Raw genomic sequence first — 25,380 nt, 5'->3', positions numbered from 1 at the left:
GCGCGCCATTGCATTGCCCTCGGCGGGCAAGGGGCAGAGTGAGCCCAGCTTCCCCTGAAAGGAGGAAACGCGATGCATCGAAGCGTATTGGCCCTGCTTTTCGCCGCAGTGCTGCTGCTCAGCGGCTGCGCCGCCGGGCGGCAGACTGTGCCGAAGGAAAAGAGCGGACAGGAAACAAACATGGGCGGACAGGCTTTTGACCGGTCCGACGAGGAGATCACCTATATGGATACCACAGACAATGTCATCTATCTGGCGGGCGGCTGCTTCTGGGGCATGGAGCACCTGATGCAGTCCATCCCCGGCGTCCTCGATGCTGAGAGCGGCTACGCCAACGGCAGCTGCGAGGCGGACGCCGATTACAAGACCGTCTGCAAAGGGAACACCGGCTTTCGGGAGACCGTGCGGGTGGAGTATGACCCCGGGCAGGTGAGCCTCGACGCCCTGCTGCTGGTCTACTTCTATGTGATCGACCCCACGGTGGAGAACCGGCAGGGCAACGACCGGGGCAGCCAGTATCAGACCGGTGTCTATTACACCAACGAAAGCGCGAAGGAAACGGTGGAGCGCATCGCGGAGATCGAGCGGGGACGCAGTGAAAAGTTCTTCGTGGAGATAGGCCCACTCAAGAACTATTACCCCGCCGAGGAGTACCACCAGAACTACCTCGAAAAGAACCCGAACGGCTACTGCCACATCCCGCGCGCGGAGATGGAGCTGTTTTCCCGGCTGCGCATCGATCCGGGCGACTATCAGAAGCCCGCGGCGGAATCCATCCGGGACAAGCTGACGGCGGAGCAGTACCGTGTTACGCAGGAGAGCGGCACAGAGCGCGCTTTCACAGGCGAGTTCTGGGACAAGTTTGAAAAGGGCATCTATGTGGATGTCGTCACCGGCGAGCCGCTCTTTTCCTCCACGGATAAGTACAAGAGCGGCTGCGGCTGGCCGGCTTTCACAAAGCCCATTGAAGAGCCTGCCGTGGTAGAACTGGAGGACCTGAGCCACGGCATGCGCCGTACAGAGGTCAGAAGCCGTGCCGGAGATTCTCACCTTGGTCATGTGTTCACCGGCGATCCGGAGTCCCCCAATGGCGTGCGCTACTGCATCAACAGTGCGGCCCTGCGCTTTGTGCCTTACGCAAAGATGAAAGCAGAGGGTTACGGATATCTTCTGTATCTGTTCGAGGAATGAGTTCGCAAAATACAATGATATAATAAGCAGCGGCCCAATCATTATGAACCGGGACGCTGTCGTTTATGCTCATGTCGGTTTATTCAAACAGGACGTTCAGCTTGCTGTTCAGAATCAGATCGGCATAAGCAAGCGGGTCGTTGTAGATCAGATAATCCAGCTCTGACCGCTGAAAGCGGTTATCGGCAACTTCGTTTTCAACGGCGGTGAAGTCAATGGAAATCTGGCTTCTATCGTCAAAAACCAATTCTACGCAGGCTGTGTCTATGTTGAATTGATAGGATATAAGTTTGCTCATGGTCATACCTCCAAGATGATTTTTGAGGTGAATCAGGCGGTCAATTTCCGGGTGATTATTGGCGGGAATCATATCGAAATCTGCTGCAAATCATTCAAAACAAGTCGTTGCGAACGGTTAGTACGTATAAAATAGTTGGCTACAAAACGGCTACAAAATTCGCAAGGAACCTATGTACAGCCCGAAATACGTGGATTATTTGGACGAAAAGCGTATCGAGAGTGCATTTTATAACCCTAAATCAAAGCTCAAGACTTGAGTGGGAATGATTCCGAAGCAGACATATCCGACGGGAGCACTTACCGCAAAATATTGGTTTCAAACCGGAGCAAAGAAGTTGCCCCAATCGCCTTATGTGCGATTGGGGCAACTTTTTTCGGAGAGCTGTTTCGAACTTCTGCGTTGGAACGGAAGTTTCCGGGTTAAAAGGGCATCAGCCGGATAAAAGTGCGTTCCGCGGCGCTGATCCGCTTTTTTAGTGGACGGACATAGAGATATTTCAGCTTGTATAATTCGGCCCCCAGTTTGATGGGGACACAGGCCAGTCGACCGGATTTCACAAGGGGATCATCCGCAATGACCATCTCAACATAAGTGGCGATCATATGATTGGACATGACTGTGGTTTTGATCAACTCATTGTTGTTGGAGAACATAGAGATTGGCGGCATATCTCCGGGGAAAAAGACATGCTGCATCATGTATAGGACTTGCTCCTCACTCTGGAGGATAAAGGTCTCATGTTTCAGATCATTCGGAGTGACAAAGGGTTTCTTGGACAATGGAGAATCCGGGCTGCAGATGATGACTAGATTGGATTCAAACAACTCTGTGACTTGGACGGAAGCGCGGACGGAGCTCCAAAGCTCCGGCAGACAGCAGATGAGGCCGAAGTCCAGGGTAAGGTCCCGCACACCGGCGATAATATCGTTTACACCCGCGTGATTGAGAAAAATCGTATACTCGGGATAGACATGATTGAATCTGGATACCACATCCTGCAAAAAGGTAGTAGGGCCGATGGGGTAAGCTCCGATATGCAGAGCGCCGGTTTCCCTGCTCTCACCCAACTGCTTGAGATTCTCGGCATTCTCCAAAATGATTCTGGCCAGACGGATAGCCTCTGCGCCTTTGTCGGTCAGAGTAGAACCACGCCTGGAGCGGTCAAAAATGGCAAAGCCCAGTTCGTCCTCCAGACTGGAAATGGCGCGGCTGACCGTGGTGTGGGAGACGTAGAGGTTCCTTGCCGCGGCAACGATCGTACCAGCGGCTTCCACCTCTGAAATAAACGCCAACTGCTCCAGCGTCATAGCACCATCACACCCCTTGCGCTCTGTCCGGTTATTTTTTTGACTATAACACAAAAGAAGAGTTATGTCAATTTTAGACGCTATGTGCACTGAATGCACAGAGGCGTGCGGAATTGCTCCTTTATTTTGCAGCAGACTGCCGGTATGATGTACGTGAAGCCGACAAATTGCTTTCGTGCGCACGGACGATTCGCGGCAAATCGCAGCAAATGAGAGGAGTACACAATATAGCATGAGTTTCATTGACTTATCTGTCCTCTTTGAGCCCGACACGCTCTCTGATATTCCCATCATGCGCCCGCATTTTCAATATTCCGACCATGAGACGGGCGCCGATGAAATGATGAAGACTTACGGCTGTAGTCGGGAGGACCTGCCGGCCGGAGGCTGTTGTGCGGATACGCGGATATCCTGCGCGGATCACAGCGGGACGCATATGGACGCGCCCTGGCACTATGCGCCCACTATGAACGGCGGTGAGCGGGCACGGACCATCGATGAAATGCCGATGGAGTGGTGTATGGGTAACGGTGTGTGTATCCACTTCCAGGACAAACCGGATGGCTATAAGGTGACTGCGGCGGATCTGGAGCAGTATTTCAGAAGAATCGATTATCAGCTCAAGCCGCTGGATATCGTGCTTCTGCACACCGGCGCACAGAAAAATTATGGCCGGACGGAATACGGGATCACTGGCTGCGGTGTGGGCCGTGAGGCCACCCTGTGGCTGCTGCGGCAGGGCGTCAAGGTGGTGGGAACCGATGCCTGGAGTTGGGACGTTCCTTTGCCTCTGGTGGCAAAGGAATTTGCCAAGACGAAGGACCCGTCCGTTATCTGGGAGGGCCACTTGGCGGGTATGGAGATGGAGTATTACCAGATGGAGAAGATGACAAATCTGGATCTGCTGCCCGTCACCGGATTCCAGGTGATTTGCTTCCCGATTAAGATCAAGGGAGGAAGTGCGGGCTGGGTGCGTCCTATCGCCGTGCTGTAATCCGTAGCCGGAAAAGAGAAAAGGTATAAGGTACGAGGAGGAATTCTGAACATGCACGCTGCAGCAAAACGGACTGCGCTTCAGGCCAGGATTGCCATCGCGATCCTCTCTCTGAACGCGCTTGCTTTGTCAAAAAATGTAATATCGCTGATTATTGCCGACCTGATCAAGACCTATCCGGAGTACCCGGTTTCCACCATACAACTGATTTTTTCCACGACCACTGGCATGGCGGTGGTGGGCTCCCTGCTGTGTATCTGGCTGGAAAAGAGGATGACGCTGAAGAGCATGTCCATGCTCACCCTGATAAGTGTTCTGGCAGGCGGCGTCATCGGCTTTTTCTGTGCGAAGACCAGTGTTCCTTTGCTGTTCTTGTCCAGTGTTCTCATTGGCATCGGTATGGGGCTCATCACCCCGCTAAACGGCATCAATATTGCCAATCACTTTGAGGGCGCTGAGCTGGTAAGAATGAACGCCCAGAACTCTGTGGCGGCGACGGTCGGCAGCGTAGTGTTTCCGCTGATCGGCGGCCTGCTGGTGGCCATCGACTGGCCCTGCGTCTATTGGATCTTTTTCCTGACTATTCCGGTTATGCTCATCACCGTGATCGTGCAGCCCCGGGAGGAAATCCAGTGCCTCCCCAGGAAGAATGGAAGTGAGCCCGTAAAGGTCAAGGTATGGTCCCCTGCGCTCATCTGCTGGGTGATCGAGTCCTTCTTTGCTGGATTGTGCTGGATGGTGTACCAGAGCAACGCCTCGTCCCTGTTCCAGAGCCTTGGCTTTGAAAACTACGCACAGATGGCCAGTTATGGCTCCTTTGTCTTTGCCGGACTAAATGTGATCGCGGCGACTACGCTGAAAGTGTTCTGCCGCAAGTTCGGCAAGCCCTGCATGACTGGCGGTATTGTTCTGATGGCCATCGGCCTGTTCATGCTTGCCGTCTGCAAGAGCGTTTCGCTGTTGTGGCTGATTTTTGTGGCCACTGCAGTAATCGGATTTGGCTTCGGCATCTTTAAATCGGCCAGCTTTGTATTCCTGCCCATCACCCTGGAAAAGGGAGCCACGTCCAGAGGCTTCTCCTATTTCAACGCAGCCAATGTGCTGGGCAACTTCCTCACCCCTTACCTGATCACCTCCACGGTGGCGCGGATGGGCGGTACCATCTATACCCGCTATGTCTTGAGCGCGGTGATCTGCACGGCCCTGTCCATCTTTGCGATTGCCACCCAGAAGCTGAAAGGGACCGAGAAGATCGCAGACTAAAAATCAAAATCTGCGGCAGGGGCTTGCGCCCCGCCGCAGATTTGATATGGGAAGGATGCTGTTTATGGCTGGGGAAAAATCGTTTCTCCGCGGTTACTCCATGGTGCTCCATTCTTTTTTGATGTATTGGATCTATGGCACCCTGATCGGCGGGGGACTAAGCGTTCTTGTTGCGCAGTACTGCGGTATGACCGGACTGAACTCCAATCTTGTCACTTCCGTCAACACCGTGGGCGGATTCCTCTCCGTGGCAATGACTTTTCTGATCGGACGCTGGGTCATCGCCAGGGGAGTGCGGGGGATCACCGCCTTTAGCTGCATCGGCACGGCGGTTGGACTGTGTATTCTAGGGAATGGGACGAGCCTGGGAATCTATATCCTCTGGTCCGTGGTCAGTCAGGGCCTGTATAACGGTTACAGCTTTACCGCTACCAACGCACTGATTGCCAACTGGTTCCCCCGAAAAAAGGGCTGGGTCATGGGGATCACCACCGCCGGTATGATGGCGGCCTCCTTTACCTCTGTTCTGTTCATCACGGTGTACAGCCCCAAGATTGGATTTACCAATGTCTGCTATTTCCTGGCGGCCGTAATTGCCATGCTGGGCGTCGTATCCCTGAAATGGATCGTCGATACCCCTGAACAGTGCGGCCTCCTGCCGGACAATATGCCTCTGACGGAGCGGGAACAACAGGAGTTCGGCGGCGGGACGGCCCGCCAGGACTGGACGGCACGGAACCTGATAGGTTCCAAAGACGGAATGTGCTATATCGTGGGTTTTGGTCTGCTGTTTATCGCGACTACCGGCGGCATTACCGCTTTTGTCCCCTATATGTTGGAGCGGGGGTATTCTCAGGTGGACGCCGTGGGGCTGATGTCTCTGACCAGTCTGTTTTCATTGGCCGGCAGCTTTATCATGGGGGTGCTGGACACCAGGCTTGGAACCAAGAAGGCCAGTCTGATTTTTGCCGCGCTCTATGTGATAGGCTATTCAGGGGCCTTTGCCCTGACGGGCATCGACAAACTGTTCCTGTTGCCCCTCTGGCTGGCTATGGCCAGTGGTGGGGCCAACGCCAACCTGATGGCTTCCACTCTGGTCAGCCAGTATGGGCGGGCCAACTATGCCAGCGTGTGGTCCGTCCTGTTTACTGGCGCCAGCCTGATCCGGAACCTATGCTATCTGCTGATCGGCGCCATTGCATCCCTGTCCGGGACCTACGCCAGGGTCTATCTGTTTTGGGGGATCATTTCAGCGTTCAGTTTTGTGCTGTTGGCGGTATCCAATTTCAAATATCGTCCCGCGCCGCAAAACTAATATTACTGATATTTACAATAATAGAAAGTCCACCGGCACGGACGTCAGCTTCCGTGCCGGTGGGCTTTTTCGTTATCTCTTGACATACTGGCGCAGGGTCCCGATACGCTCAATTCGGATCTCCACCGTGTCCCCGTCGGCGAGATAGGGCAGCGTGCCCCCGCGCTCAGCCAGGCAGCCGCCGCCCACGGTGCCCAGGCCGATCACATCGCCTGGGACTGCGGTGCAGTCCTGGGTTATCACTTCAAACAGCTGAGGGATGGTCCAGTACATCGTTCCTGTGGAAGAATCCGTGGTCTGCTTTCCATTGACAAAGACATCCACCTTCAGGTCCAGCCGGCCGTCGTTCCACCGGTCCATGACTTCGTCCATGGTGACGATCCATGGACCGAGTCCTGCGGCAAAGTCTTTGCTCTTATGCATCCCCAGGAAACCCACTTCCTGGCCGCCCACTGCCCGATCTGTCCAGTCGTTGTACACGGTGACGCCGAACAGATGCTCCAACGTGTGCTCTGTGGTGACGTTGCGGCCGGACTTTCCTACCACCAGAGCCAGCTCAGCTTCGTAGTCCAGGGTGACGGAACCGGCTTTACGAGAGATGACAGCCTCAGGCCCGGTGAGGTCATTGGGATTTTCATAGAAGTAAATGGGCCGCTCATACCAGATGGGGGGAGTGGTGTGGCCGTTGCTTTTGCTGGTGCCGTTGGAATGGGCCTCAAACAGGCTGGAGTCCCGGAGGGATGCCGGATGCAGAATGGGCGGGCAGAGAGAGACCTCACACAGCGGCAGGGTTTCCTGCTTTGCTCCGCTGTGCAGAGCTGCCTGGATGGCGGCAACGGGGTCGTCAAAACGGCGGAGCAGCGCGCCGATGTCTGAGATCGGACTGGAGCAGCAGTTCAGCAGAACCGTCAGATCAAGCACCTCGTCGTCCAACTTCATACCGGCCCGAGGACCAAAGAATTTGTATTGATAAGTCAGCAGTTTCATTGAAAAACATCCTTTCCTTGAGGGGGAAGAAGCGACGTTCACCCCGCTTTTGAACAGGTCCTGTATGGTCTGTAAAATGATTCTATCAGTGTGCTAAAATGAAGTAAAGCGCGGATTCCACACGCTGATGTGCACAAAAGTTTCATTGCGGCGGCTGCGTTTGGCGTCTGTGAGCGGTAGTCGGGCAGAAGGGGTCTGGCTCCATGAGACACATTAGGCGATGCATGGGGCTGGGAAACGTCGTGCGTCCTCATTTTCAAAAGAATTGGCGGCGGGGATCGGTCTGTATGTCCGCGGTATATGGGGGACAGCTTGGAGGGGAAGAGAAATGGGTTGTATCCTGAGGGCCGATCTTTTATAATTATAAAATAAATACCATAAAAAACGGCGGCGCAGCCGTCGAGCCGCCAAACCGTGACCCTCCTTGCGCATCGGGGATTTAAAAGTAGATACAGAATAAGGACTGAAGAAGATGACAAAAAGGCGGCCGCCGGACAGATAGACCATCCTGATCGCCGATGACTCTGAGATAAAACGCGCCATTCCGGCGGACATGCTGGGAAAGGAATGTGAGATCATCGAGGCCGTGAACGGTATGCGGGCTTTGGAAACCATCCGGGAGCGGAACATGGAGATTGACCTGATGCTGTTGGACATCATAATGCCGGAGCTGGACGGATTTAAAGTCCTGGAAGCCATGAACCAGTGGCGCTGGATCGTAAGTATTCCGGTCATCATGATATCGGCGGAGAGCGGCACCTCCTTTGTGGAACGCGCCTATGAGCTTGGCGTGAGCGATTACATCAGCCGTCCCTTTGACGCGCTGATCGTACGCCGGCGGGTGGTCAACACCCTTATGCTCTATGCCAAACAGAAGCTGATGCCGGAAGAGTTTGAGGTGATGAAGACCCATGCCACGGTAGGAGCCGCCATGCTGAAGGCGCTCCCGGCCTATCAGGACGAGGCGCTGGTCAAGGTGGCCTATGAAATCTGTCGCTGGCACCATAGAGGTATGACGGGCGGGGCTATCCCGATGGCCTGCGGGGCGAAGACATTCCGATCTCCGCCCAGATTGTATCCCTGGCGGACGTCTATGACGCGCTGACCAGCGAGCGGTGCTATAAGGCGGCGCTTCCGCATGAAAAGGCGGTACGGATGATTCTGGATGGAGCGTGCGGCGCGTTTCACCCGCTCCTGATAGAGTGCCTGACAGAAATCGCGGAGCGGATTCCGGCGGAGCTCCGGCCGAGAAAAGCGCGCAGGCAGAGTGAGATGCAGGTGTATAACGTAGTGGAGGAACTGCTGAAACAAAAAGATCTGGGGATTTCCGGGCGCGCTTTGCGTCTGGCCGAACAGGAACGGGAAAAGACACAGTTTTTCGCCTCCAAGGCGGAGGAGGTCCGGAAGGCTGTGGAGCGGACAGTAGTAAAGGAATATCCGGGACTTGGACTTTCCATCAGCATTGGGGGCGTTCATTCCGTCCGTCTCATGGTGGAGGCAGTGAAAAGGGCGGATCAACGAATGTATGCGGCAAAGACAAAGAGGCGCGGCGCGCCGGCGGGTGGCAGGTGAGCGTGCAGAAAGGAGTGGGACATGATGACCTTAGAGGTATGCTACGCGGAGATGGGAGCCGATTATGTGGAGGTGCTGGAGCGCTTGAGGGATGAACGACTCATCCGGAGATATGTCCTGCGGTTCCCGGATGACCCCAGTTATGACGCACTTTGCCGGGCGATGTCCGGAGGCAGATTGGAGGAGGCATTCCTTGCGGCGCATACGCTCAAGGGGATCACGCAGAGCCTGGGCTTCGGCGGGCTGTGTGCATCCGCTTCGGCGCTGACCGAGGCGCTGCGGAACGGAGCGCGGGCGGAGGCGGACCGCCTGCTGCAATCGGTAACAGCGGATTACCGCCGAACCGTGGACAGTATTCTCCGGTTTCAGGGTGAAGACGGTGTTGGCGGCACGGCAGAGGATATACAGGCTGCCAGGAACTCCGGTATGGACAACACGTCGCAAAGCCGCTGGACCTGAGGTGCCTGAACGAGGTCATGAGCAAATGGTTGGGAGGTACCGGACGGAACTCGTGCTGAGCGCATCCATCTCACCAAAGGACGGATTCAAAGTATATCCCCGCCGCATCTCAGAGGGGCGGCGGGGATATTTTTGACACTTTGTCACCCAATAAGGGGACGGCACTATATTTTGAGGTGAAATGTGACTTGAAACACGAAATATGGAACAAATGGATTGCGGCAGATATGCTATTATGATAAACTATACAATACCATAGTTATGGACTTGAAACAAAGAATTGTTTGAAAATTGTTTCACGCCTAGGCAGCGGGCTCTGTGGTCCTTAGGTGGTGCCGCCTTCCACCGGATGCCCGTCGGAGCGATGGGGAGAGGGGGCCGACCGGTAAGCAAGATTCCATGCGGGGGAGTCCCCATTTTCAAACAAGTTCTGGAAAAGGAAGCGTGATTGCCTTTGGCCGGCGTGGTGAAGATGGGAAAGGGCACAAAGTGGCGAACGGCTCAGAAATGTGTCCTGATCGTTGAGGACAACGCGATCAACAGAGCGATGCTGACGGAAATACTCTCTCCAGAGTATGCGGTCTTGGAGGCGGAGAATGGTCGGGAGGCCCTCTCCGTGCTGAAAGAGCACGGGGGAGAGATATCCCTGATTCTCCTGGATATCTGCATGCCCATTATGGATGGGTATGCGTTCCTCGCCGCAATAAAGACCAACCCGGTATACGCTGCCGTCCCGGTGATTGTGACCACCCAGAGCGACAGTGAGTCCGATGAGGTTTCAGCTCTGGCTCAGGGGGCCGCGGACTTTGTAGCCAAGCCCTATAAGCCGCAGGTGATCCTGCACCGGGTGGCCAATATCATCAGCCTGCGGGAAAACGCGGCCATGGTCAATCAGTTTCGGTATGACAGGCTCACGGGCCTCTACAGCAAGGAGTTTTTCTACCGGCAGGTGAAAGAGATACTGGCGGGACGCCCGGAGCAGGACTATGATATCATCTGCTCGGATATTGAAAATTTTAAACTGATCAACGACGTTTTCGGTGTACCGGCAGGAGACCGGCTGCTGTGTGAAATTGCAAAAATGTATACGCGCAAGGCTGGGGAGCGAGGCGTCTGCAGCCGATTCCAGGCGGATCAGTTCGTGTGTCTTCTGGAACATCAGTGGGAGTATACGGACGAAATGTTCCGACAGGTCGACATCCAGATCAGCAACGGCTCCAATATTAAAAACGCCGTCATGAAATGGGGGATCTATTCCATCGACGACCGCACCATCCCCATAGAGCAGATGTGTGACCGGGCGTTTCTGGCGGCCACGAGCATCAAGGGCCAATACGGGAAACACTTTGCCGCCTACGACGATAATCTGCGCAGAGGGCTGCTCCGGCGTCAGGCCATTACAGATGTGATGGAGGATGCCCTTGCAGAGGGGCAGTTTGAGATCTATCTGCAGCCCAAGTACAGCATCCGGGACGAGAAACTGGCCGGTGCGGAGGCATTGGTCCGCTGGAACCATCCGGAGTGGGGAATGCAGTCGCCGGCGGAGTTCATCCCCTTGTTTGAACAAAACGGCTTTATCACCAAGCTGGACCAGTTTGTCTGGAACAGAGCCTGCGCCTGCCTGCGGGAATGGGACGACAAGGGGTATCCTCCCATCTCGATTTCTGTCAATGTATCCAGGGCCGACATCTATCAGGCAGACATCACGGACCTGCTGACAAAGACGGTAAAACGGTATGGCCTCTCTCCGGAACGGCTTCACCTGGAGATCACGGAGAGCGCATATACGGAAAATCCGGAGCAACTGATCCAAACCGTCGGAGATCTCCGTGATTTGGGCTTTGTTGTTGAGATGGACGACTTTGGAAGCGGATACTCCTCGCTGAACATGATCAGCAAAATGCCGATCGATGTGCTGAAACTGGACATGAAGTTCATCCAGAATGAGACCGCCAAGCGGCTCAAGGGCGGTATCCTGCGCTTTATCATCGATTTGGCCCGATGGATGAAGCTGAGCGTGGTGGCCGAGGGCGTGGAGACGAGGGAACAGCTCGAACGCCTGCGGGAGATCGGATGCGACTACGTGCAGGGCTATTATTTTGCCAGGCCCTCCCCCTGCGGTGAATTCGAACAGATGCTTCAGCGCTGGCAATGGAGACCGGAACGGGAGGCTGGCCCGCTGGACGGTGTGTGTGAGCCCGCCGAGCAGATCCTTCTGGTGGCGGATGAGGACCCGGCGTACAGAACGCAGGTCCGAAGGACATTTGATGGGCGATATCGGATCGCAGAGGCGGCCGACAGCGATGCGGCCTTGGAGGATATCGAGCGGTATGAGGGAAGGTTGGCCGCCGTCATTTTAAGCCTGACGCTTCCGGGGCCTGGGGACTTTCCCGTGCTGAAAGCCCTCCAAAGAGAAAAGAAGTTTTGGGATGTGCCCATTATTGCCACCGCCCCCGCAGACGACCCGATGGAGGAGACGGCGCTGGAAATGGGCGCGGACGAATTCATCGGGAAACCCCACTCCCAGAAGAAGCTCCTGCTGCGGACCATTCGGGCTGTAAAAAGCGCCTCCTCACAAGCGCGGGAGCATCTTTTGCGGCAGGAGGCCCATCAGGATTATCTGACCGGGCTGCTTAACCGCCGCGGGTTGCTCGACGCTGTGCAGGGGCTGTGCGAGGGAGACATGCCGGCAGCGCTCTACCTCTTTGATCTGGATGACCTGAAACGGATCAACGATATGCTGGGTCACATGGAGGGAGACAGGATGATCCGGCAATTTGGGGCGCTGCTTCGCGCCCACACACGGGCCAGCGATATCGTGGCGCGGTTCGGCGGAGATGAATTTGTGGTCGTCATGCGTCAGATGCGCGGAGAGGAGAGCGCCCTGGAAAAAGGGGAGAAGATCTGTCGCGCATTCCGGGAGGCTGTGTTTGCAGAGCATACCACTGTAACGTGTACGGCGGGAGTCGTGTTGTGCGAGGCATCAAAATCCGTATATGAGATGATTGGACGAGCAGACCAGGCGCTCTATCGTGCGAAGAACAGCGCCAAGGGCACTTGTCAGCTATGGAAAGAGTGAGAGAAGTGAACGTGAGTATGAGCGCGGTGGAAACTGCGCGGGAGTTTTGCAGGGCTTGGTTCGAAAAGCTGGACCTGGATGAAGTGATTGCATTTTTAGCGGAGGATATCACCTTTGTCGGGACCGGCGAGGATGAGTTTGTCCGGGGAAAGCCCGGCATGGCCGCCCGTGAGGCAGGATATTTCTGAGCTTGCCGAGCCCTTTGTATGCCGGATGGAGACGATCCACGAGCTTTCTATTGCGGCGTGCGCACATTCTCTGGCGGTATCCCTGACGCTGAAGAACTCCATCGTGCTGACCCGGGAGGAGGGTGGCAGATCAGAAGCCTCCATGTGGCGGAACCGGGCAGCAGCCAGCGTGGCGAAGAGCATTATCCACAGACGCTGGTGATGGAGAGCATTGCCCGGCAAAGGCAGGAACTGCTCAACCGAAAACGGCAGAGCGGCGATCTCCTCCGTGTGCATCGACATCACCGCCCAGCGGGAGGCACAGGACGAGGTGCTTCATCTTTACAACAATATCCCGGGCGCGGTGTTCCGCTGCCGCTATGACGCTGACTTTTCCGCGATTGACGCAAACGACAAGTTTTTTGAATTCACGGGCTACACCCGTGAGGAATTCACAGCCATGGGCAACCAGATGTCCGCCGTGATCGATGCGGCGAATTTTGCGGAGATCCTGGAGAAGGTGCGTATTCAACTGGAGGACCATCCCCATTGTCGCTATGACGGCCAACGCCTTTGCGGAAGACGTTCAAGCCGCGCTGGAGGCCGGAATGAATGCGCACGCCGCCAAGCCGACCGACATGCGCGCGCGGTGCGCGACCCTGCTGAGCCTGATCAAACGGGCCTGATGAAAGTGAGCAGGGCAAGAGAAGGGAGAGATGTGATATGGATATGTTGGAACTGATAAAATCCCGCCGGTCAACAAGAAAATTCCTGAGCAGACCGGTGGAAGAGGAAAAAATAGACGCCATTATCGAAGCGGGCCGATATGCGCCCAGCGGGGGAAACAACCAGAGCTGTCACTTTGTTGTGGTAGAGGACGGGGAGAAGCTCAACGAACTTGCTGAACTGGTCCAGAGGGAATTCAGCGGCATGGAATACGATGCACACACCTATGCGTCCCTGGTGACTTCTATCCAGAGATCGAAACAGGGAAACTATACTTTTCATTACCATGCGCCGCTGCTGATCATCGTCACCAATCAAAAGGGCTATGGAAACGCGGTGGCGGACAGCGCCTGTGCGATAGAGAATATGATGCTGATGGCAAACGGCCTGGACCTGGGAAGCTGCTGGATCAATCAGCTCCGGTGGTTGGATGAAAACGCTGCGCTCCGGACATTTTTGAAGAACTTCCAGATTGGGGAGGCGGAGACTGTCTGCGGCTCTGTGGCGATTGGATATGCAGATACAGAGGACGGCCTTCCGCCGCGCACACCGCTGAGAAGGAAAGGAAATTCGGTCACCTGGATCCGGTAGACAGGGGCGCGGGAACGGCAGACCGGACCCGCATTTGGGACTCACTCACAATCTGGAGCGGTTATGCCGCCCGCCGCAGTCCGCTGAGAAATGCAGCGTGGGCCCCGGTCACGCTTTGAGTGTTGCGGAAAGTGCGGCACATATGTTACCATAGGAGAAAAGATGACGCGCCGCAGTGTGTCCGATACAGGGAGGGGGCGCGTCGTTTGGACGTATATTTCAAAGATGAGGAGGAACTGCAATGAGGCAGGATATGATCCTGGTGTTGGATTTGGGCAGCGAGGAGAACCCCCGTTTGGCCCGGGAGATTCGCGCTCTGGGCGTTTATAGCGAGATCCACCCCCATGACATCACACTGGAGGAGCTCAAAGCCCTCCCAAATGTGAGGGGAATCATCCTCAACGGCGGGGCAAACCGTGTGGTGGATGGGGTAGAGATCGACGTCAGCAAGGATATCTATAACTATGAGGTGCCCGTCCTCCTGGCCGATCACAAGGGGGACAAGCCCTGGCCGGAGGATGTGCAGGAGAGGAAAGAAGCGCTTTCCAACTTTGTTTTTGGCATCTGCGGTGCCCAGCCCAACTGGAACATGGACAATTTCATTGCTGACCAGATAGAGCTGATTCGGCAGCAGGTAGGGGATAAGCAGGTCCTGCTGGCGCTTTCCGGCGGGGTGGACTCCTCCGTGGTGGCGGCCCTCCTGATCAAGGCGATCGGGAAACAGCTCACCTGTGTCCACGTGAACCACGGACTGCTACGGAAAGGTGAGCCGGAGCAGGTGGTGGAAGTATTCCGGCACCAGATGGATGCCAATCTGGTCTATGTTGATGCCGTGGACCGCTTCCTGGACAAGCTGGCCGGAGTAGATGATCCGGAGCAGAAGCGGAAGATCATCGGGGCGGAATTCATCCGTGTCTTTGAGGAGGAGGCCCGAAAGCTGGAGGGGATCGACTTCCTCGCGCAGGGGACGATTTATCCTGACATCATTGAATCCGGGACCAAGACGGTGAAGGCGGTCAAATCCCATCATAACGTGGGCGGTCTTCCTGAGGACCTGGGATTCCAGCTGGTGGAGCCACTGAAAATGCTCTTTAAGGACGAAGTGCGCGCATGCGGCAAGGCGTTGGGCCTGCCGGACAGTATGGTGTACCGGCAGCCGTTCCCCGGACCCGGCTTGGGTGTGCGCTGCCTGGGCGCCATCACCCGGGACCGGCTGGAGGCCGTCCGGGAGTCTGACGCCATCCTCCGGGAGGAGTTCGCCAAGAACGGCCTGGAGGGCAAGGTGTGGCAATACTTCACCGCCATCCCCGACATCAAGTCCGTCGGCGTCCGGGATAATAAGCGGGCCGACGAGTGGTGTGTCATCATCCGCGCCGTCAACACTGTGGATGCCATGACCGCCACTGTGGAGAACGTGCCATTTGACCTGCTTCAGCATATCACCCAGCGAATCACCGACGAGGTGAAGGGCGTCAACCGCGTCCTTTTCGACCTGACGCCGAAGCCCACGGGGACCATTGAGTGGGAGTAATATTTAGGGAAAATCCTAAAAACCGAACCCGCAAGCCCTTTAATATTAAGGGGTTTGCGGGTTTTTACATTTTTCACATAGAATTGAATTTGCGGAATATCTGCGGTACGGTGAGGGCACGAAATGCGGAACAATTCAGGTGAAATAGAAAAAACGGCGGTATTACCCGCCGCTTTTCCTTTAAACATTTAATTTTCTGTTACAGCAGCATACTCATCCGCAAAATTAGATGTTATGACAGGTAGCAAATAACTCTCAACAGTTCTCTCTGCATTAACAATGCGGAATAAAACCTTTCCCTCTCCTTGCAATGCTGTTAATACTTCATCTATATACTTATCATCAATATAAATTCTGTCACCACCACAGTAAAGCGTTCCAGTCATATTATGGTCTGCTCCATCTTCCGTTCTCATGGTAATGCTATATTCATCGACATAACTTTCAGAAGCATTCTTGACCGGACTTCTTCCATATTCATAGAGGAAAATAGCAATGTCTTTTTCACAATCGATGACAACATCAGCTGTTAATGCGGCGTCAGTTACGGCACTATTACTGAAAGTCCCAATAAACTGTGTATTGTTAACAACATACCAATCTTCCGTAGGCTGATTAAAGTCATCAACATAATAGGCTGTTTGCCAGATACCTAAAGATTGTCCGCACCTCTCGCAAGTGCCTGTATCCGTTGTATGTCCTAATGCGGCAACCGTTTCTTGGGCAACGATGATTTCTTCACATTCAGAACAACGCTTTCCCTCAGTTAAACCGCTTTCTGTGCAAGTTGCTTCTACCGCTGGAAGTACTTCCTCAGTATGGGTATGTCCACTGCTCCCGCTTGATGTACTGGGATTTTCGCCGCTTGGCGTATCGTTCCCGCCGCCACAGGCCGCAAGTGAAAGCGCAAGAACCGCCGCGAGCATGAGAATTAGTAGCTTTTTCATTGTTTTTCTTGTCCCCCTTGTGTTTTGTTTCAATGTGCGCTTTGTGCAATTATATAACAAGCAAATTGCTGTGTCAACAAATTTCATTGCATTTTGCAATGCTTTGAATTGCATTGCGTGACTCGTTAAAACTATATCATCGCTATATTATGTAAAATAAAAAGGTGATGATATTATGGATAACTTATCTTTTGAAATTGGAAAGAATATAAGAAAGTATAGGAAACTAAAGGGACTAACGCTTGAAAAATTAGCAGAAGTATTAGAAACAGAAACAAATTATTTAGGTCAATGTGAGCGTGGAGAGCGTCGTTTTAGCCTTGATAAGTTAATAGACTTAATAGAATACTTTGGTATTACTGCAAATGATATTATTCCAATTCACAATACAACGGAAAGAATGGATAGAGAAAACAACATATATTTACAGGAAATAAATGAAATATTAGATACCTGTTCAGATAATCAGTTAGCAGTAATACTGAATATACTGAAAGAGAGTGTTCCGTTTCTAAAGGAATGATAATCCGTAAAAGGATGCTCTCCAAACAAGAGGTCTGATTCCATGGAAAGACCCTGCGGGGAAGCCTCAAGAATCGCTTTTCGACGCCTCCCAGCCCAAGCGCCTGATTTCTCTCAAAAACCGCGAATTTGTACCGGCGGGCACTTGCATTTTGACAGGTGAAATCATATAATGAAGCAAGTTGTGAGGAAAACTGCGTTTGGAGGAGTCGCAATGAAGGAGCTATCCCAAATTGCTTCGGCGGTCCGCGCCTCGACCACCCTGGCAATTGATGCTATGTTCAAGCAGATGAAGGCGGACGGCGTGGATGTAATCGGATTTGGCGCCGGAGAGCCGGACTTTCCTACCCCGGATAACATCAAAGAGGCGGGAATCACCGCGATCCGGGAGAATTTTACCCGTTATACGCCGACGCCTGGTATTCCGGAACTGCGTCAGGCGGTCTGTGCCAGACTGAAGGCAGACTGCGGTCTCGATTATGTGCCGGCCCAGATTGTGGTGGCCAGCGGTGCCAAGCATGCTCTCTATGCCGCGCTCCATGCGCTGGTGAATCCGGGAGATGAAATCATTGTTCCTGCCCCTTTCTGGGTCACTTATTTTGAAATGGTCCGTATGATGGGGGGGATTCCCGTCATTGTCTCCGCCGATGAGTCCGAACACTTTAAGCTCACACCGGAACGGCTTGCCGCATCCGTGACGCCCAAGACCAAAGCCATCCTTTTAAACAATCCCTCCAACCCCACGGGCATGGTGTACAGCAGGGAGGAACTCCAAGCGTTGGCGGCTGTGTGCGTTGAAAAGGATATCTATATTATTGCGGATGAGATTTATTATCGCCTGGTTTACGACGGTCGGAGCTTTACCAGCATCGCCAGCTTGGGGAAGGATGTAAAGGAACGGACCATCGTAATTAACGGTGTGTCCAAATCCTACGCTATGACCGGCTGGAGGATCGGATATGCTGCGGCGCCGGAGCAGATCGCGAGGATCATGGCCAATTATCTGAGTCACTCCACCGCAGCGCCCTGCTCGATTGCGCAGAAGGCCGCCGTGGAGGCGCTGAATGGTCCCCAGGATACTGTGGAGGCCATGCGGAAGGCATTTGAGACGCGACGGAATCACCTTGTGGAACGGATGAACCGTATTCCAGGCGTAAGCTGCCTCAAGCCGGAGGGGGCTTTTTACGTGATGATGAATCTCAGAGAGCTGCTTGGCAAAACGCTACACGGAACTCCGATCCACGATGCCGACGATTTTGCCGACGTGTTCCTCAAACAGGGGCTGGTAGCCGTCGTGCCCGGGAATGGGTTCGGCGCGCCGGAATTTGTGCGCTGGTCCTATGCCACCTCTATGGAGAACATCGATGCGGGGCTGGACCGGCTGGAAAAATTCTTGGCAGAGTGAGCAACACTTGCGGAGCGGACCTTGTGTCCGCTCCCTTTTTGTGGTATGATGCTTTCAATCGAAAGATTGTGTGGGAGGTCGAACATGAGTAATACAAATATCTATGAGAGTCCGCTGTCCTCTCGATACGCCAGCGACGAGATGCTCTATCTATTTTCACCCGACAAAAAGTTTACGACCTGGCGCAGGCTGTGGGTGGCTCTTGCGCGGGCGGAGATGGAGCTTGGTCTGCCTGTTACGAAGGAGCAGGTGGAGGAGCTGGAGGCCCACATAGACGATATCAACTACGAGGTGGCGGCGAAAGAAGAGAAGAAGCTGCGCCACGACGTCATGGCTCATGTTCACGCCTACGGCGCACAGTGCCCCAAGGCGATGCCCATCATCCATCTGGGCGCCACAAGCTGCTATGTGGGGGACAACACAGACATTATACTGATGCGGGAGGGCTTGATCCTGATTCGGGATCAACTGGTCCGCGTCCTCCACACCCTTGCCCGCTTTGCCGAAACCTATCGGGCGCTCCCGACCCTGGGCTTTACCCATTTTCAACCAGCGCAGCTGGTGACGGTGGGGAAGAGAGCCACGCTATGGATGAATGAGCTGCTGATGGATCTGGAGGAGGTGGAGCACCGGATCTCCACTTTAAAGCTGCTGGGGTCCAAGGGAACGACCGGTACCCAGGCCAGCTTCCTGGAGCTCTTTGAAGGCGACCATGAAAAGGTCAAACTGCTGGAGGAGAAGATCGCCAAGGAGATGGGCTTTACAGAGGTGGTGCCCGTGTCGGGGCAGACCTATTCGCGTAAAGTGGACGCCAATGTGCTGGCGACCCTCTCCGGCATTGCACAGTCCGCCAGCAAATTTGCGACGGATCTGCGGCTGCTGTGTCATCTGAAGGAGGTGGAGGAGCCCTTTGAGAAGAACCAGATCGGTTCTTCCGCCATGCCTTATAAGCGCAATCCCATGCGCTGTGAGCGCATTTGCTCTCTGGCGCGCTATGTGATCGCCGACGCGCAGAATCCAGCGATCACAGCCGCTACGCAGTGGTTTGAGCGGACGCTGGATGATTCCGCTAACAAGCGTATCTCTGTGCCCGAGGCATTCCTCTCGGTCAATGCCATCCTCAATATTTATGAGAATGTGTGTGCCGGACTGGTGGTCCATGAGAAGGTCATCGACCGCCACATCCAAGAAGAGCTCCCCTTTATGGCCTCGGAGAATATCATGATGGATGCGGTGAAACGGGGGGGAGACCGCCAGCAGCTCCATGAGCGTATCCGCGTGCTCTCCCAGGAGGCGGGACAAAATGTAAAGGATTTGGGCCTCACCAATAATCTCATCGATCTCATGGCCGCAGATCCCATGTTTGGGATGACCAGAGAAGAACTGACCGCTCACTTGGAGGCATCCCGCTATATTGGGCGGTGCCCGGAGCAGGTGGAGGAATTCTTGGAGGGGGCGGTCCGGCCCGTGTTTGAAAAATACCCTCAGGCGCTGAGGGGAAAAGATGTGGAACTCAAAGTCTGATCGAAAGGGGATTAGGTTCTATGGCGAACGCAGTGCGCCGCATCGGGGTCTTTACCAGCGGAGGAGATGCGCCGGGGATGAACGCCGCGATCCGCTCTGTTGTGCGGACGTCGCTTCATATGGGGATCGAGTGCATCGGGATCCGGAGAGGCTATAACGGGCTCGTAAACGGCGATTTCATTCCACTGGATTTTGAAAGCGTGAGCGGCCTGAGCCGCCGGGGCGGCACGATGCTCTATTCTGCCCGAAGCGAGGATTTCCGCGGCGAGGCAGGGCAGGAGAAGGCCGTGGCAACCTGCAAACTGCTGGGGCTGGAAGGCGTAGTGGGGATCGGCGGCGACGGCACGTTCCGCGGCCTGCTGGAGCTTTCCCGCCGTGGAGTGGCGGTGGTCGGGCTCCCGGGGACCATTGACAATGACATCGCCTGTTCCACGTATACAATCGGGTTCGACACCGCCTGCAATACGGCGCTGGATTCCATCGACAAGCTGAGGGACACCATGCAGTCCCATGAACGGTGCTCCGTGGTAGAGGTCATGGGGCGGCACGCGGGGCATCTGGCCCTCTATGTGGGCGTGGCCTGCGGGGCCACCTGCGTCTTGGTTCCGGAGCGCCCCGTGGACTTTGAAGCGGATGTGGTGGAGCCGATCCGCCGGGCCCGGCTGGGTGGCCGCACCCACTTTATGGTCATTGTGGCCGAGGGCGTGGGCAGCGCCTATGATGTGGCCAAAAAGATCACGGAGGCTACATCGCTGGATACCCGCGTCACTGTGCTGGGCCATGTCCAGCGGGGCGGCGCACCTACGGCCCGGGACCGGGTAGCGGCCACTTACATGGGGTATGAGGCGGTGCGCCTGCTGGCCGAAGGCAAGAGCAACCGCGTGGTCTGCGTGCAGGGGGACACCTATGTGGACTACGATATCACCGAGGCCCTGAAGATGAAGAAGGGGCTGGATGAACAGACCTATACGGTCATGCGGGCACTGACCGGAGTGGAGCAGAGATAGAAGAAAAGCCGCCGGATACATTCTTATCCGGCGGCTTTTTGGCGATTGATTACAGATCGGTGGTAAGCACCTTGTTCAGTTTTGCAAAGCGGGGAAGGGCATGCTCCTTGGGGCGCTCGGGCTCTCCCTGGATCAGGGGCAGCACATAGTCGATAAAGGCCTGTTCGACGCCGTTCCCTTCCGCGTTGATCCACTCCCGGGGAACCTTCTTTTCAAAGTTCGCCACGATATCCAGGGGCTCCAGCACGGTTTTGCACTCGTACTTTCCGCCGTCCCTGGTGCACTGGAAGGCCACCATCTTGTCGGTGTTTCCCGCCACGGCGGCCTCCACCGCCACACGCCCGGCCATCTTTGCCTCTTCAATATCAGTGTGAGAGGCAAGGTGCGCACCGCAGCGCTGAAGGAGGGAGAGCTCGATACCGCGGACCTTGGCGCCGGTCTTCTGCTTGATGACCTCGGCAAGCATGGTGGCAAGTCCGCCCAGTTGGGCATGGCCGAAGCCATCGGTGGCGGAGGTCTTGGCCTCGGAGACAAAGGAGCCGTCGGCGTAGTGGATGCCCTCCGACACCGCGACCATGCACTTGCCGGTCTTGTCATAGATTGCCTGCACATCGGCGATGAACTTCTCCATGTCGAAATCCACCTCGGGCAGGTAGACCAGATCGGGGCCGAATCCGGCCCAGGTGGCCAGAGCGGCGGAACCGGCCAGCCAGCCGGCATGCCGGCCCATGATCTCGATGACGGTCACCATGCCAGTGTCATAGACGTGGGCGTCATGCCAGACCTCCATACAGGAGGTGGCGATATACTTGGCGGCGCTGGCAAAGCCGGGGCAGTGGTCTGTGCCGTTGAGGTCGTTGTCGATGGTCTTGGGGATGCCCATGATGCGGCACTCGTAGCCCACCTTCTGCATATACTTGGAGATCTTGTTGCAGGTATCCATGGAGTCGTTGCCGCCGTTATAGAAGAAATAACGCACATCATATTTTTGGAAGATCTCCAAAATGCGCTGATAGTCCGTATCGTCTTGGTCAGGGTCGGCAAGCTTATACCGGCAGGAGCCCAGTGCAGAGGAGGGGGTGTTCTGGAGAAGCTCCAACTCCTCGGGGGATTCCTGGCCCATATCATACAGCTTGTCCTCCAGCACGCCCTTGATCCCGTGGGCGGCGCCCAGTACGCGGGTGATACAATCAGCTTTCAGCGCCGCCTGGATGGCGCCTTGGGCGCTGGCATTGATGACGGAAGTGGGGCCGCCGGACTGACCGATGATACATGCTCCTCGAAGTTCGCTCATGATTGGTCCTCCATTCACAATTTTTTGACTTTCGTGTGAAAGCGATTATTGCCCAAATATAATATCATAGCCTCTTGCATTTATCAACTATTGCTGTTAAAATCAAGAGTGAAAAGAGAAGGGGACTTCTTTCCGCTTTCCTTGTTCAATATTTAATAAGGAGTGAGACGTATGCCTCTGGTCACATCGAAGGAAATGTTTGAAAAGGCCTATCAGGGCGGATACGCCATTGGCGCATTCAATGTCAACAATATGGAGATCGTCCAGGGTATTACCGAGGCCGCCAAGGACCTCAATGCCCCCCTAATCCTCCAGGTTTCCAAGGGCGCCCGTGCCTATGCAAACCATACCTACCTGATCCATCTGGTTCAGGCTGCGGTGGAGGAGACCGGACTTCCCATTGTTCTGCATCTGGACCATGGCGACTCCTATGAGCTCTGCAAGAGCTGTATTGACGGCGGCTTTACTTCCGTGATGATCGATGCCAGTTCCAAGCCTTTTGCCGAGAATATTGAGATCACCAAGCAGGTCGTGGCCTATGCGCATGACCACGGCGTGGTAGTGGAGGCCGAGCTGGGCACTCTGGCCGGCGTTGAAGACGAGGTAAAGGTCAATGCCGAGGATTCCTCCTATACCAGACCCGAGGAGGTCGAGGAGTTTGTGACCAAGACCGGATGCGACTCTCTGGCGATCGCCATCGGCACCAGTCACGGCGCCTATAAGTTCAAGCCCGGTACGAAGCCTCAGCTCCGCTTTGATATTCTGGAAGAGGTCTCCAAGCGCTTGCCCGGATTCCCCATTGTGCTCCATGGCTCTTCTTCCGTGCCCCAGGAGTATGTAAAGATGGTCAATGAAAATGGCGGGAACATGCCCGGCGCCATTGGCGTACCGGAGGACCAGCTCCGCAAGGCCGCATCTATGGCGGTCTGTAAGATCAACATTGACTCCGACCTGCGTCTGGCGATGACCGGAACCATTCGGAAGTATTTCAATGACCATCCTGCGGACTTTGACCCCCGCCAGTATCTGAAGCCCGCCCGTGAAAACATCAAGAAGCTGGTGGCCCACAAAATCGTGGATGTGTTGGGCTGCGACGGAAAGGCATAAGGGAACGAGTACTGAGAAGTGGGAGGGCAATACTTGCCCTCCCACTTTTTGATGAAAGCGAGAGATTCATAAACAGTGAATGAGAAAAAATTTTGCAAAAAATATGAAGAAAATACTTGCTTTGGCGTGCTATCTATGCTAATATATATGAGTCGCCTGAAGCAAGACGACATCCGGGTGTGGCGAAGTTTGGTATCGCGCTTGAATGGGGTTCAAGAGGCCGCTGGTTCGAATCCAGTCACTCGGACCAAACAATGATAATCCGAACTACATTATCCAGGTGGGTAATGTGTTCGGATTTATCATTTCTATTGAAAATGTGCTTTAGCAAGCAAGGGCGGGAACGTGAGTTCCTGCCCTTACCTGCTTTCTGGAATAATGATATAATTTACTTGACAAGCAGAGCGTGGTACGCTTAGACAGAAAAATGCGTACTAGTTAAAATTCGGTTTGTAAGGTGCTAAAAATGGAATTTGAATTGCTTACAGAAAACCTTGAACTCAAATTGTCACCGGATTTTTATATTGAGGATATAACATATCCAACTAATACAATAATGGGTGTGAACGTCTATAGTGACGGATTTTGTGCAAGCACATCAATGGATATAGATATAAGGGAACTAGCTGTATTTTCTGAAAAATTGTGCCAGGTATATGATACGCTGTCCGGCGAGGCGAGGATTGAAGAACCATATGGTTTGCATATGTATCTGCAATTTATAGGCGATGGAAAAGGTCATATTTCCGTCAAAGGCCTTTTACATGGCGGGAACAGAGCTGGCAATGAACATACACTTGAATTTGAGAACAGCATAGACCAAACCGAACTGAGAGCGTTTTGCTTTGCCTTGCGAGACGCCTGCAATGATTATTTCAAGTGACAATTCAGGTTGTCAGGTTGATCTACTACGCCTTCTTGGGTATAATGCGCACTTGCAAACAAAGGCGGGAACATCATTTAAGATGTCCCCGCCTTCACATTATTCTTGTTTGGCCTCGTCAGCGTCCCGCCGTGCTTTCCGCTCGGCAAACTCCCGCTGTCCCTCCTCGCTCTCGAAAAAGGCTTGTATCTCCGGGAGTAGGACCCGGGCCAGAACTCTATCTCAATTCTATCGTGCTACCTGCTACACCGTCCCTAAGGGGTTTACTTTTTGTACGTCCAATGCTCTGTGTGGTGTCTAACCAAGAAATGGGTGTCAATATGGTTCTAGCTTGGGTGTTGGGTCAGAGAATAAGAAATGCAAAACTGTGCAGACTAACTTTACCTTATTAAAGGGGGCGAATTTCTATGATTGAACAGGACACGATAAAACTGCTTCGAGAATGTGACGCAGGCGTTAAAATGGGGGTCGCGTCCATTGACGATGTTCTTGATCAAGTGCACAGTAGAGCGCTTAATCAATATCTGACGGAGTGCAAAAAGAAACATGAACAGCTAAAGAATGAGATTCAGACCCTACTGGAAAAATACCATGATGATGGAAAAGAGCCAACCCCCATTGCCAAGGGGATGTCTTGGATTAAAACCAACATGAAAATGGGCATGGATAACTCCGATCAGACTATTGCAGACCTGATGACGGACGGCTGTAATATGGGTGTCAAATCGCTGAACAAGTATCTGAACCAATATGAGGCAGCAGATGAAGTTTCAAAGGATATTGCGAAACGGCTCATCAATTTGGAAGAGCAGCTTGCTGTAGACATCCGCAAGTTTTTATAAGCGGCAGCTTTTCGACTTTCTTTTTCTGGATAAAAACCTCTTGCTGCTGGCAAAGCACTGTTTTAATGTATTTTTCCAGGTTATTTAGTGATACTCGGACCAAAAAGTGCTGAGAAATTTGGAGTTTTTCAAATTTCTCAGCACTTTTTATTTTATCTTGGCTTTTAAAATCTTGCTGAAAATCATGCTACTGCAAATCTGTTGCTGAATGGTTTTAGAGCGCACCGGTAACCTTCCTGAGGTCCGCAGAGGGACGGCAAACAGATTTCCGACCGCGTTTTGCTGTCTGACTTGGGCGGGACGCAAAATACAGCGTCCCACGCCATTTACCTCAAACAACAGCTTGCGCCGTCCTTGTGGCGGCGG

General features: G+C 54.1%; 25 protein-coding genes, 1 tRNA gene and 1 pseudogene. 22 read left to right on the top strand and 5 right to left on the bottom strand.

From position 1 onward, the window contains the following. Positions 1–72: 72 nt before the first annotated feature. On the top strand, positions 73–1,191 hold the full coding sequence (msrB, locus tag ABUA09_RS02055; protein ID WP_058117811.1) for a peptide-methionine (R)-S-oxide reductase MsrB: 1,119 nt from the start codon (positions 73–75) through the stop codon (positions 1,189–1,191). 79 nt (positions 1,192–1,270) lie between these two features. Here the strand turns inward: msrB and ABUA09_RS02050 are convergent, their stop codons facing one another. Together ABUA09_RS02050 and ABUA09_RS02045 are read right to left on the bottom strand one after the other, a co-directional pair. Then, positions 1,271–1,489 (bottom strand): DUF6061 family protein, encoded by a 219-nt coding sequence (locus tag ABUA09_RS02050; RefSeq protein WP_058118755.1) that lies wholly within the window; start codon positions 1,487–1,489, stop codon positions 1,271–1,273. 422 nt (positions 1,490–1,911) lie between these two features. Continuing rightward, positions 1,912–2,799 (bottom strand): LysR family transcriptional regulator, encoded by an 888-nt coding sequence (locus tag ABUA09_RS02045; RefSeq protein ID WP_058117810.1) that lies wholly within the window; start codon positions 2,797–2,799, stop codon positions 1,912–1,914. Between the two features lie 232 nt (positions 2,800–3,031). Here ABUA09_RS02045 and ABUA09_RS02040 point away from each other — a divergent pair, with 232 nt between their 5' ends. From ABUA09_RS02040 to ABUA09_RS02030, 3 genes are all read left to right on the top strand, one after another. Further along, positions 3,032–3,793, top strand: a complete 762-nt coding sequence (locus ABUA09_RS02040) for a cyclase family protein (RefSeq protein WP_058117809.1) — start codon at positions 3,032–3,034, stop codon at positions 3,791–3,793. A 51-nt stretch (positions 3,794–3,844) separates the two neighbouring features. After that, on the top strand, positions 3,845–5,056 hold the full coding sequence (locus ABUA09_RS02035) for an MFS transporter (protein ID WP_195614543.1): 1,212 nt from the start codon (positions 3,845–3,847) through the stop codon (positions 5,054–5,056). 64 nt (positions 5,057–5,120) lie between these two features. Next, entirely contained in the window at positions 5,121–6,371 is a 1,251-nt protein-coding gene (locus ABUA09_RS02030) for an MFS transporter (RefSeq protein ID WP_227151594.1), read from the top strand. A 72-nt stretch (positions 6,372–6,443) separates the two neighbouring features. Here ABUA09_RS02030 and ABUA09_RS02025 read toward each other — a convergent pair whose 3' ends face one another. Next, positions 6,444–7,358, bottom strand: a complete 915-nt coding sequence (locus ABUA09_RS02025; protein ID WP_052082452.1) for a fumarylacetoacetate hydrolase family protein — start codon at positions 7,356–7,358, stop codon at positions 6,444–6,446. A gap of 553 nt (positions 7,359–7,911) precedes the next feature. On the opposite strand from ABUA09_RS02025, the gene ABUA09_RS02020 reads away from it, so the two are divergent. From ABUA09_RS02020 to guaA, 10 genes and pseudogenes are all read left to right on the top strand, one after another. Further along, positions 7,912–8,463: a response regulator gene (locus ABUA09_RS02020; RefSeq protein ID WP_058117806.1), complete on the top strand. Its 552-nt coding sequence runs from the start codon at positions 7,912–7,914 to the stop codon at positions 8,461–8,463. Continuing rightward, the gene (locus tag ABUA09_RS02015) at positions 8,397–8,930 is read left to right on the top strand and encodes a hypothetical protein (RefSeq protein ID WP_349949054.1); all 534 of its coding nucleotides are present in this window, start codon (positions 8,397–8,399) and stop codon (positions 8,928–8,930) included. The genes ABUA09_RS02020 and ABUA09_RS02015 overlap by 67 nt, the downstream gene beginning before the upstream one ends. A 21-nt stretch (positions 8,931–8,951) precedes the next feature. Continuing rightward, positions 8,952–9,389, top strand: a complete 438-nt coding sequence (locus tag ABUA09_RS02010; protein ID WP_242857315.1) for an Hpt domain-containing protein — start codon at positions 8,952–8,954, stop codon at positions 9,387–9,389. Between the two features lie 448 nt (positions 9,390–9,837). Continuing rightward, on the top strand, positions 9,838–12,468 hold the full coding sequence (locus ABUA09_RS02005; RefSeq protein ID WP_502880739.1) for an EAL domain-containing protein: 2,631 nt from the start codon (positions 9,838–9,840) through the stop codon (positions 12,466–12,468). A 17-nt stretch (positions 12,469–12,485) separates the two neighbouring features. Beyond that, positions 12,486–12,656, top strand: coding sequence for a nuclear transport factor 2 family protein (locus ABUA09_RS02000; RefSeq protein WP_243284342.1), 171 nt, complete (start codon positions 12,486–12,488; stop codon positions 12,654–12,656). After that, a complete protein-coding gene (locus tag ABUA09_RS01995) occupies positions 12,637–12,858 on the top strand; it encodes a hypothetical protein (protein ID WP_279204768.1) in 222 nt (73 codons plus the stop codon). The genes ABUA09_RS02000 and ABUA09_RS01995 overlap by 20 nt, the downstream gene beginning before the upstream one ends. A 66-nt stretch (positions 12,859–12,924) precedes the next feature. Next, on the top strand, positions 12,925–13,377 hold the full coding sequence (locus ABUA09_RS01990) for a PAS domain-containing protein (RefSeq protein WP_349949038.1): 453 nt from the start codon (positions 12,925–12,927) through the stop codon (positions 13,375–13,377). Next, positions 13,359–13,952 (top strand): nitroreductase family protein, encoded by a 594-nt coding sequence (locus ABUA09_RS01985; RefSeq protein ID WP_058117803.1) that lies wholly within the window; start codon positions 13,359–13,361, stop codon positions 13,950–13,952. The genes ABUA09_RS01990 and ABUA09_RS01985 overlap by 19 nt, the downstream gene beginning before the upstream one ends. Positions 13,953–14,193: 241 nt before the next feature. Continuing rightward, positions 14,194–14,392 (top strand): annotated as a pseudogene (locus ABUA09_RS18310) (glutamine amidotransferase-related protein); the annotation flags it as partial. Next, positions 14,371–15,483, top strand: a complete 1,113-nt coding sequence (gene guaA / locus ABUA09_RS01980; protein WP_489504517.1) for a glutamine-hydrolyzing GMP synthase — start codon at positions 14,371–14,373, stop codon at positions 15,481–15,483. The pseudogene ABUA09_RS18310 and the gene guaA, both read left to right, overlap by 22 nt. 188 nt (positions 15,484–15,671) lie before the next feature. Here the strand turns inward: guaA and ABUA09_RS01975 are convergent, their stop codons facing one another. Next, the gene (locus ABUA09_RS01975) at positions 15,672–16,544 is read right to left on the bottom strand and encodes a hypothetical protein (protein WP_147586134.1); all 873 of its coding nucleotides are present in this window, start codon (positions 16,542–16,544) and stop codon (positions 15,672–15,674) included. A gap of 61 nt (positions 16,545–16,605) precedes the next feature. Here ABUA09_RS01975 and ABUA09_RS01970 point away from each other — a divergent pair, with 61 nt between their 5' ends. The 4 genes from ABUA09_RS01970 to pfkA all read left to right on the top strand — a co-directional run bounded on the left by ABUA09_RS01970 (position 16,606) and on the right by pfkA (position 20,888). Next, entirely contained in the window at positions 16,606–16,953 is a 348-nt protein-coding gene (locus ABUA09_RS01970) for a helix-turn-helix domain-containing protein (RefSeq protein ID WP_082636043.1), read from the top strand. Positions 16,954–17,166: 213 nt separating this feature from the next. After that, complete coding sequence (locus ABUA09_RS01965; protein ID WP_058117801.1) at positions 17,167–18,357, top strand: pyridoxal phosphate-dependent aminotransferase; 1,191 nt, start codon at positions 17,167–17,169, stop codon at positions 18,355–18,357. An 84-nt stretch (positions 18,358–18,441) separates the two neighbouring features. Continuing rightward, complete coding sequence (gene purB, locus ABUA09_RS01960; RefSeq protein WP_058117800.1) at positions 18,442–19,881, top strand: adenylosuccinate lyase; 1,440 nt, start codon at positions 18,442–18,444, stop codon at positions 19,879–19,881. A gap of 20 nt (positions 19,882–19,901) precedes the next feature. Beyond that, positions 19,902–20,888: a 6-phosphofructokinase gene (gene pfkA, locus ABUA09_RS01955; protein WP_033116536.1), complete on the top strand. Its 987-nt coding sequence runs from the start codon at positions 19,902–19,904 to the stop codon at positions 20,886–20,888. Between the two features lie 49 nt (positions 20,889–20,937). Here the strand turns inward: pfkA and ABUA09_RS01950 are convergent, their stop codons facing one another. Continuing rightward, positions 20,938–22,182, bottom strand: coding sequence for a 6-phosphofructokinase (locus ABUA09_RS01950; RefSeq protein WP_058117799.1), 1,245 nt, complete (start codon positions 22,180–22,182; stop codon positions 20,938–20,940). A 171-nt stretch (positions 22,183–22,353) separates the two neighbouring features. Here ABUA09_RS01950 and fba point away from each other — a divergent pair, with 171 nt between their 5' ends. From fba to ABUA09_RS01930, 4 genes are all read left to right on the top strand, one after another. Further along, a complete protein-coding gene (gene fba, locus ABUA09_RS01945) occupies positions 22,354–23,289 on the top strand; it encodes a class II fructose-1,6-bisphosphate aldolase (RefSeq protein ID WP_058117798.1) in 936 nt (311 codons plus the stop codon). A gap of 173 nt (positions 23,290–23,462) precedes the next feature. After that, positions 23,463–23,539: transfer RNA gene (locus ABUA09_RS01940), tRNA-Pro, on the top strand. A 216-nt stretch (positions 23,540–23,755) separates the two neighbouring features. After that, the gene (locus tag ABUA09_RS01935; protein ID WP_075704014.1) at positions 23,756–24,172 is read left to right on the top strand and encodes a WapI family immunity protein; all 417 of its coding nucleotides are present in this window, start codon (positions 23,756–23,758) and stop codon (positions 24,170–24,172) included. A 407-nt stretch (positions 24,173–24,579) separates the two neighbouring features. Next, a complete protein-coding gene (locus ABUA09_RS01930) occupies positions 24,580–25,014 on the top strand; it encodes a hypothetical protein (protein ID WP_075704013.1) in 435 nt (144 codons plus the stop codon). Positions 25,015–25,380: the final 366 nt, after the last annotated feature.

Source organism: Intestinimonas sp. RTP31139st1_F5_RTP31139_211217, assembly GCF_040226735.1.
In the GTDB taxonomy this organism is placed as follows: domain Bacteria; phylum Bacillota; class Clostridia; order Oscillospirales; family Oscillospiraceae; genus Intestinimonas; species Intestinimonas butyriciproducens.
This window is presented reverse-complemented; position numbering and strand designations above follow the sequence as displayed.

What these genes read in the sequence shown, in the direction of transcription:
- msrB (WP_058117811.1), top strand. Translation starts at nt 73, where the DNA reads ATGCATCGAAGCGTATTGGCCCTGCTTTTCGCCGCAGTGCTGCTGCTC.
- ABUA09_RS02050 (WP_058118755.1), bottom strand. Translation starts at nt 1,489, where the DNA reads ATGAGCAAACTTATATCCTATCAATTCAACATAGACACAGCCTGCGTA.
- ABUA09_RS02045 (WP_058117810.1), bottom strand. Translation starts at nt 2,799, where the DNA reads ATGACGCTGGAGCAGTTGGCGTTTATTTCAGAGGTGGAAGCCGCTGGT.
- ABUA09_RS02040 (WP_058117809.1), top strand. Translation starts at nt 3,032, where the DNA reads ATGAGTTTCATTGACTTATCTGTCCTCTTTGAGCCCGACACGCTCTCT.
- ABUA09_RS02035 (WP_195614543.1), top strand. Translation starts at nt 3,845, where the DNA reads ATGCACGCTGCAGCAAAACGGACTGCGCTTCAGGCCAGGATTGCCATC.
- ABUA09_RS02030 (WP_227151594.1), top strand. Translation starts at nt 5,121, where the DNA reads ATGGCTGGGGAAAAATCGTTTCTCCGCGGTTACTCCATGGTGCTCCAT.
- ABUA09_RS02025 (WP_052082452.1), bottom strand. Translation starts at nt 7,358, where the DNA reads ATGAAACTGCTGACTTATCAATACAAATTCTTTGGTCCTCGGGCCGGT.
- ABUA09_RS02020 (WP_058117806.1), top strand. Translation starts at nt 7,912, where the DNA reads ATGCTGGGAAAGGAATGTGAGATCATCGAGGCCGTGAACGGTATGCGG.
- ABUA09_RS02010 (WP_242857315.1), top strand. Translation starts at nt 8,952, where the DNA reads ATGATGACCTTAGAGGTATGCTACGCGGAGATGGGAGCCGATTATGTG.
- ABUA09_RS02000 (WP_243284342.1), top strand. Translation starts at nt 12,486, where the DNA reads ATGAGCGCGGTGGAAACTGCGCGGGAGTTTTGCAGGGCTTGGTTCGAA.
- ABUA09_RS01985 (WP_058117803.1), top strand. Translation starts at nt 13,359, where the DNA reads ATGGATATGTTGGAACTGATAAAATCCCGCCGGTCAACAAGAAAATTC.
- ABUA09_RS01975 (WP_147586134.1), bottom strand. Translation starts at nt 16,544, where the DNA reads ATGCAATTCAAAGCATTGCAAAATGCAATGAAATTTGTTGACACAGCA.
- ABUA09_RS01970 (WP_082636043.1), top strand. Translation starts at nt 16,606, where the DNA reads ATGGATAACTTATCTTTTGAAATTGGAAAGAATATAAGAAAGTATAGG.
- ABUA09_RS01965 (WP_058117801.1), top strand. Translation starts at nt 17,167, where the DNA reads ATGAAGGAGCTATCCCAAATTGCTTCGGCGGTCCGCGCCTCGACCACC.
- purB (WP_058117800.1), top strand. Translation starts at nt 18,442, where the DNA reads ATGAGTAATACAAATATCTATGAGAGTCCGCTGTCCTCTCGATACGCC.
- pfkA (WP_033116536.1), top strand. Translation starts at nt 19,902, where the DNA reads ATGGCGAACGCAGTGCGCCGCATCGGGGTCTTTACCAGCGGAGGAGAT.
- ABUA09_RS01950 (WP_058117799.1), bottom strand. Translation starts at nt 22,182, where the DNA reads ATGAGCGAACTTCGAGGAGCATGTATCATCGGTCAGTCCGGCGGCCCC.
- fba (WP_058117798.1), top strand. Translation starts at nt 22,354, where the DNA reads ATGCCTCTGGTCACATCGAAGGAAATGTTTGAAAAGGCCTATCAGGGC.
- ABUA09_RS01935 (WP_075704014.1), top strand. Translation starts at nt 23,756, where the DNA reads ATGGAATTTGAATTGCTTACAGAAAACCTTGAACTCAAATTGTCACCG.
- ABUA09_RS01930 (WP_075704013.1), top strand. Translation starts at nt 24,580, where the DNA reads ATGATTGAACAGGACACGATAAAACTGCTTCGAGAATGTGACGCAGGC.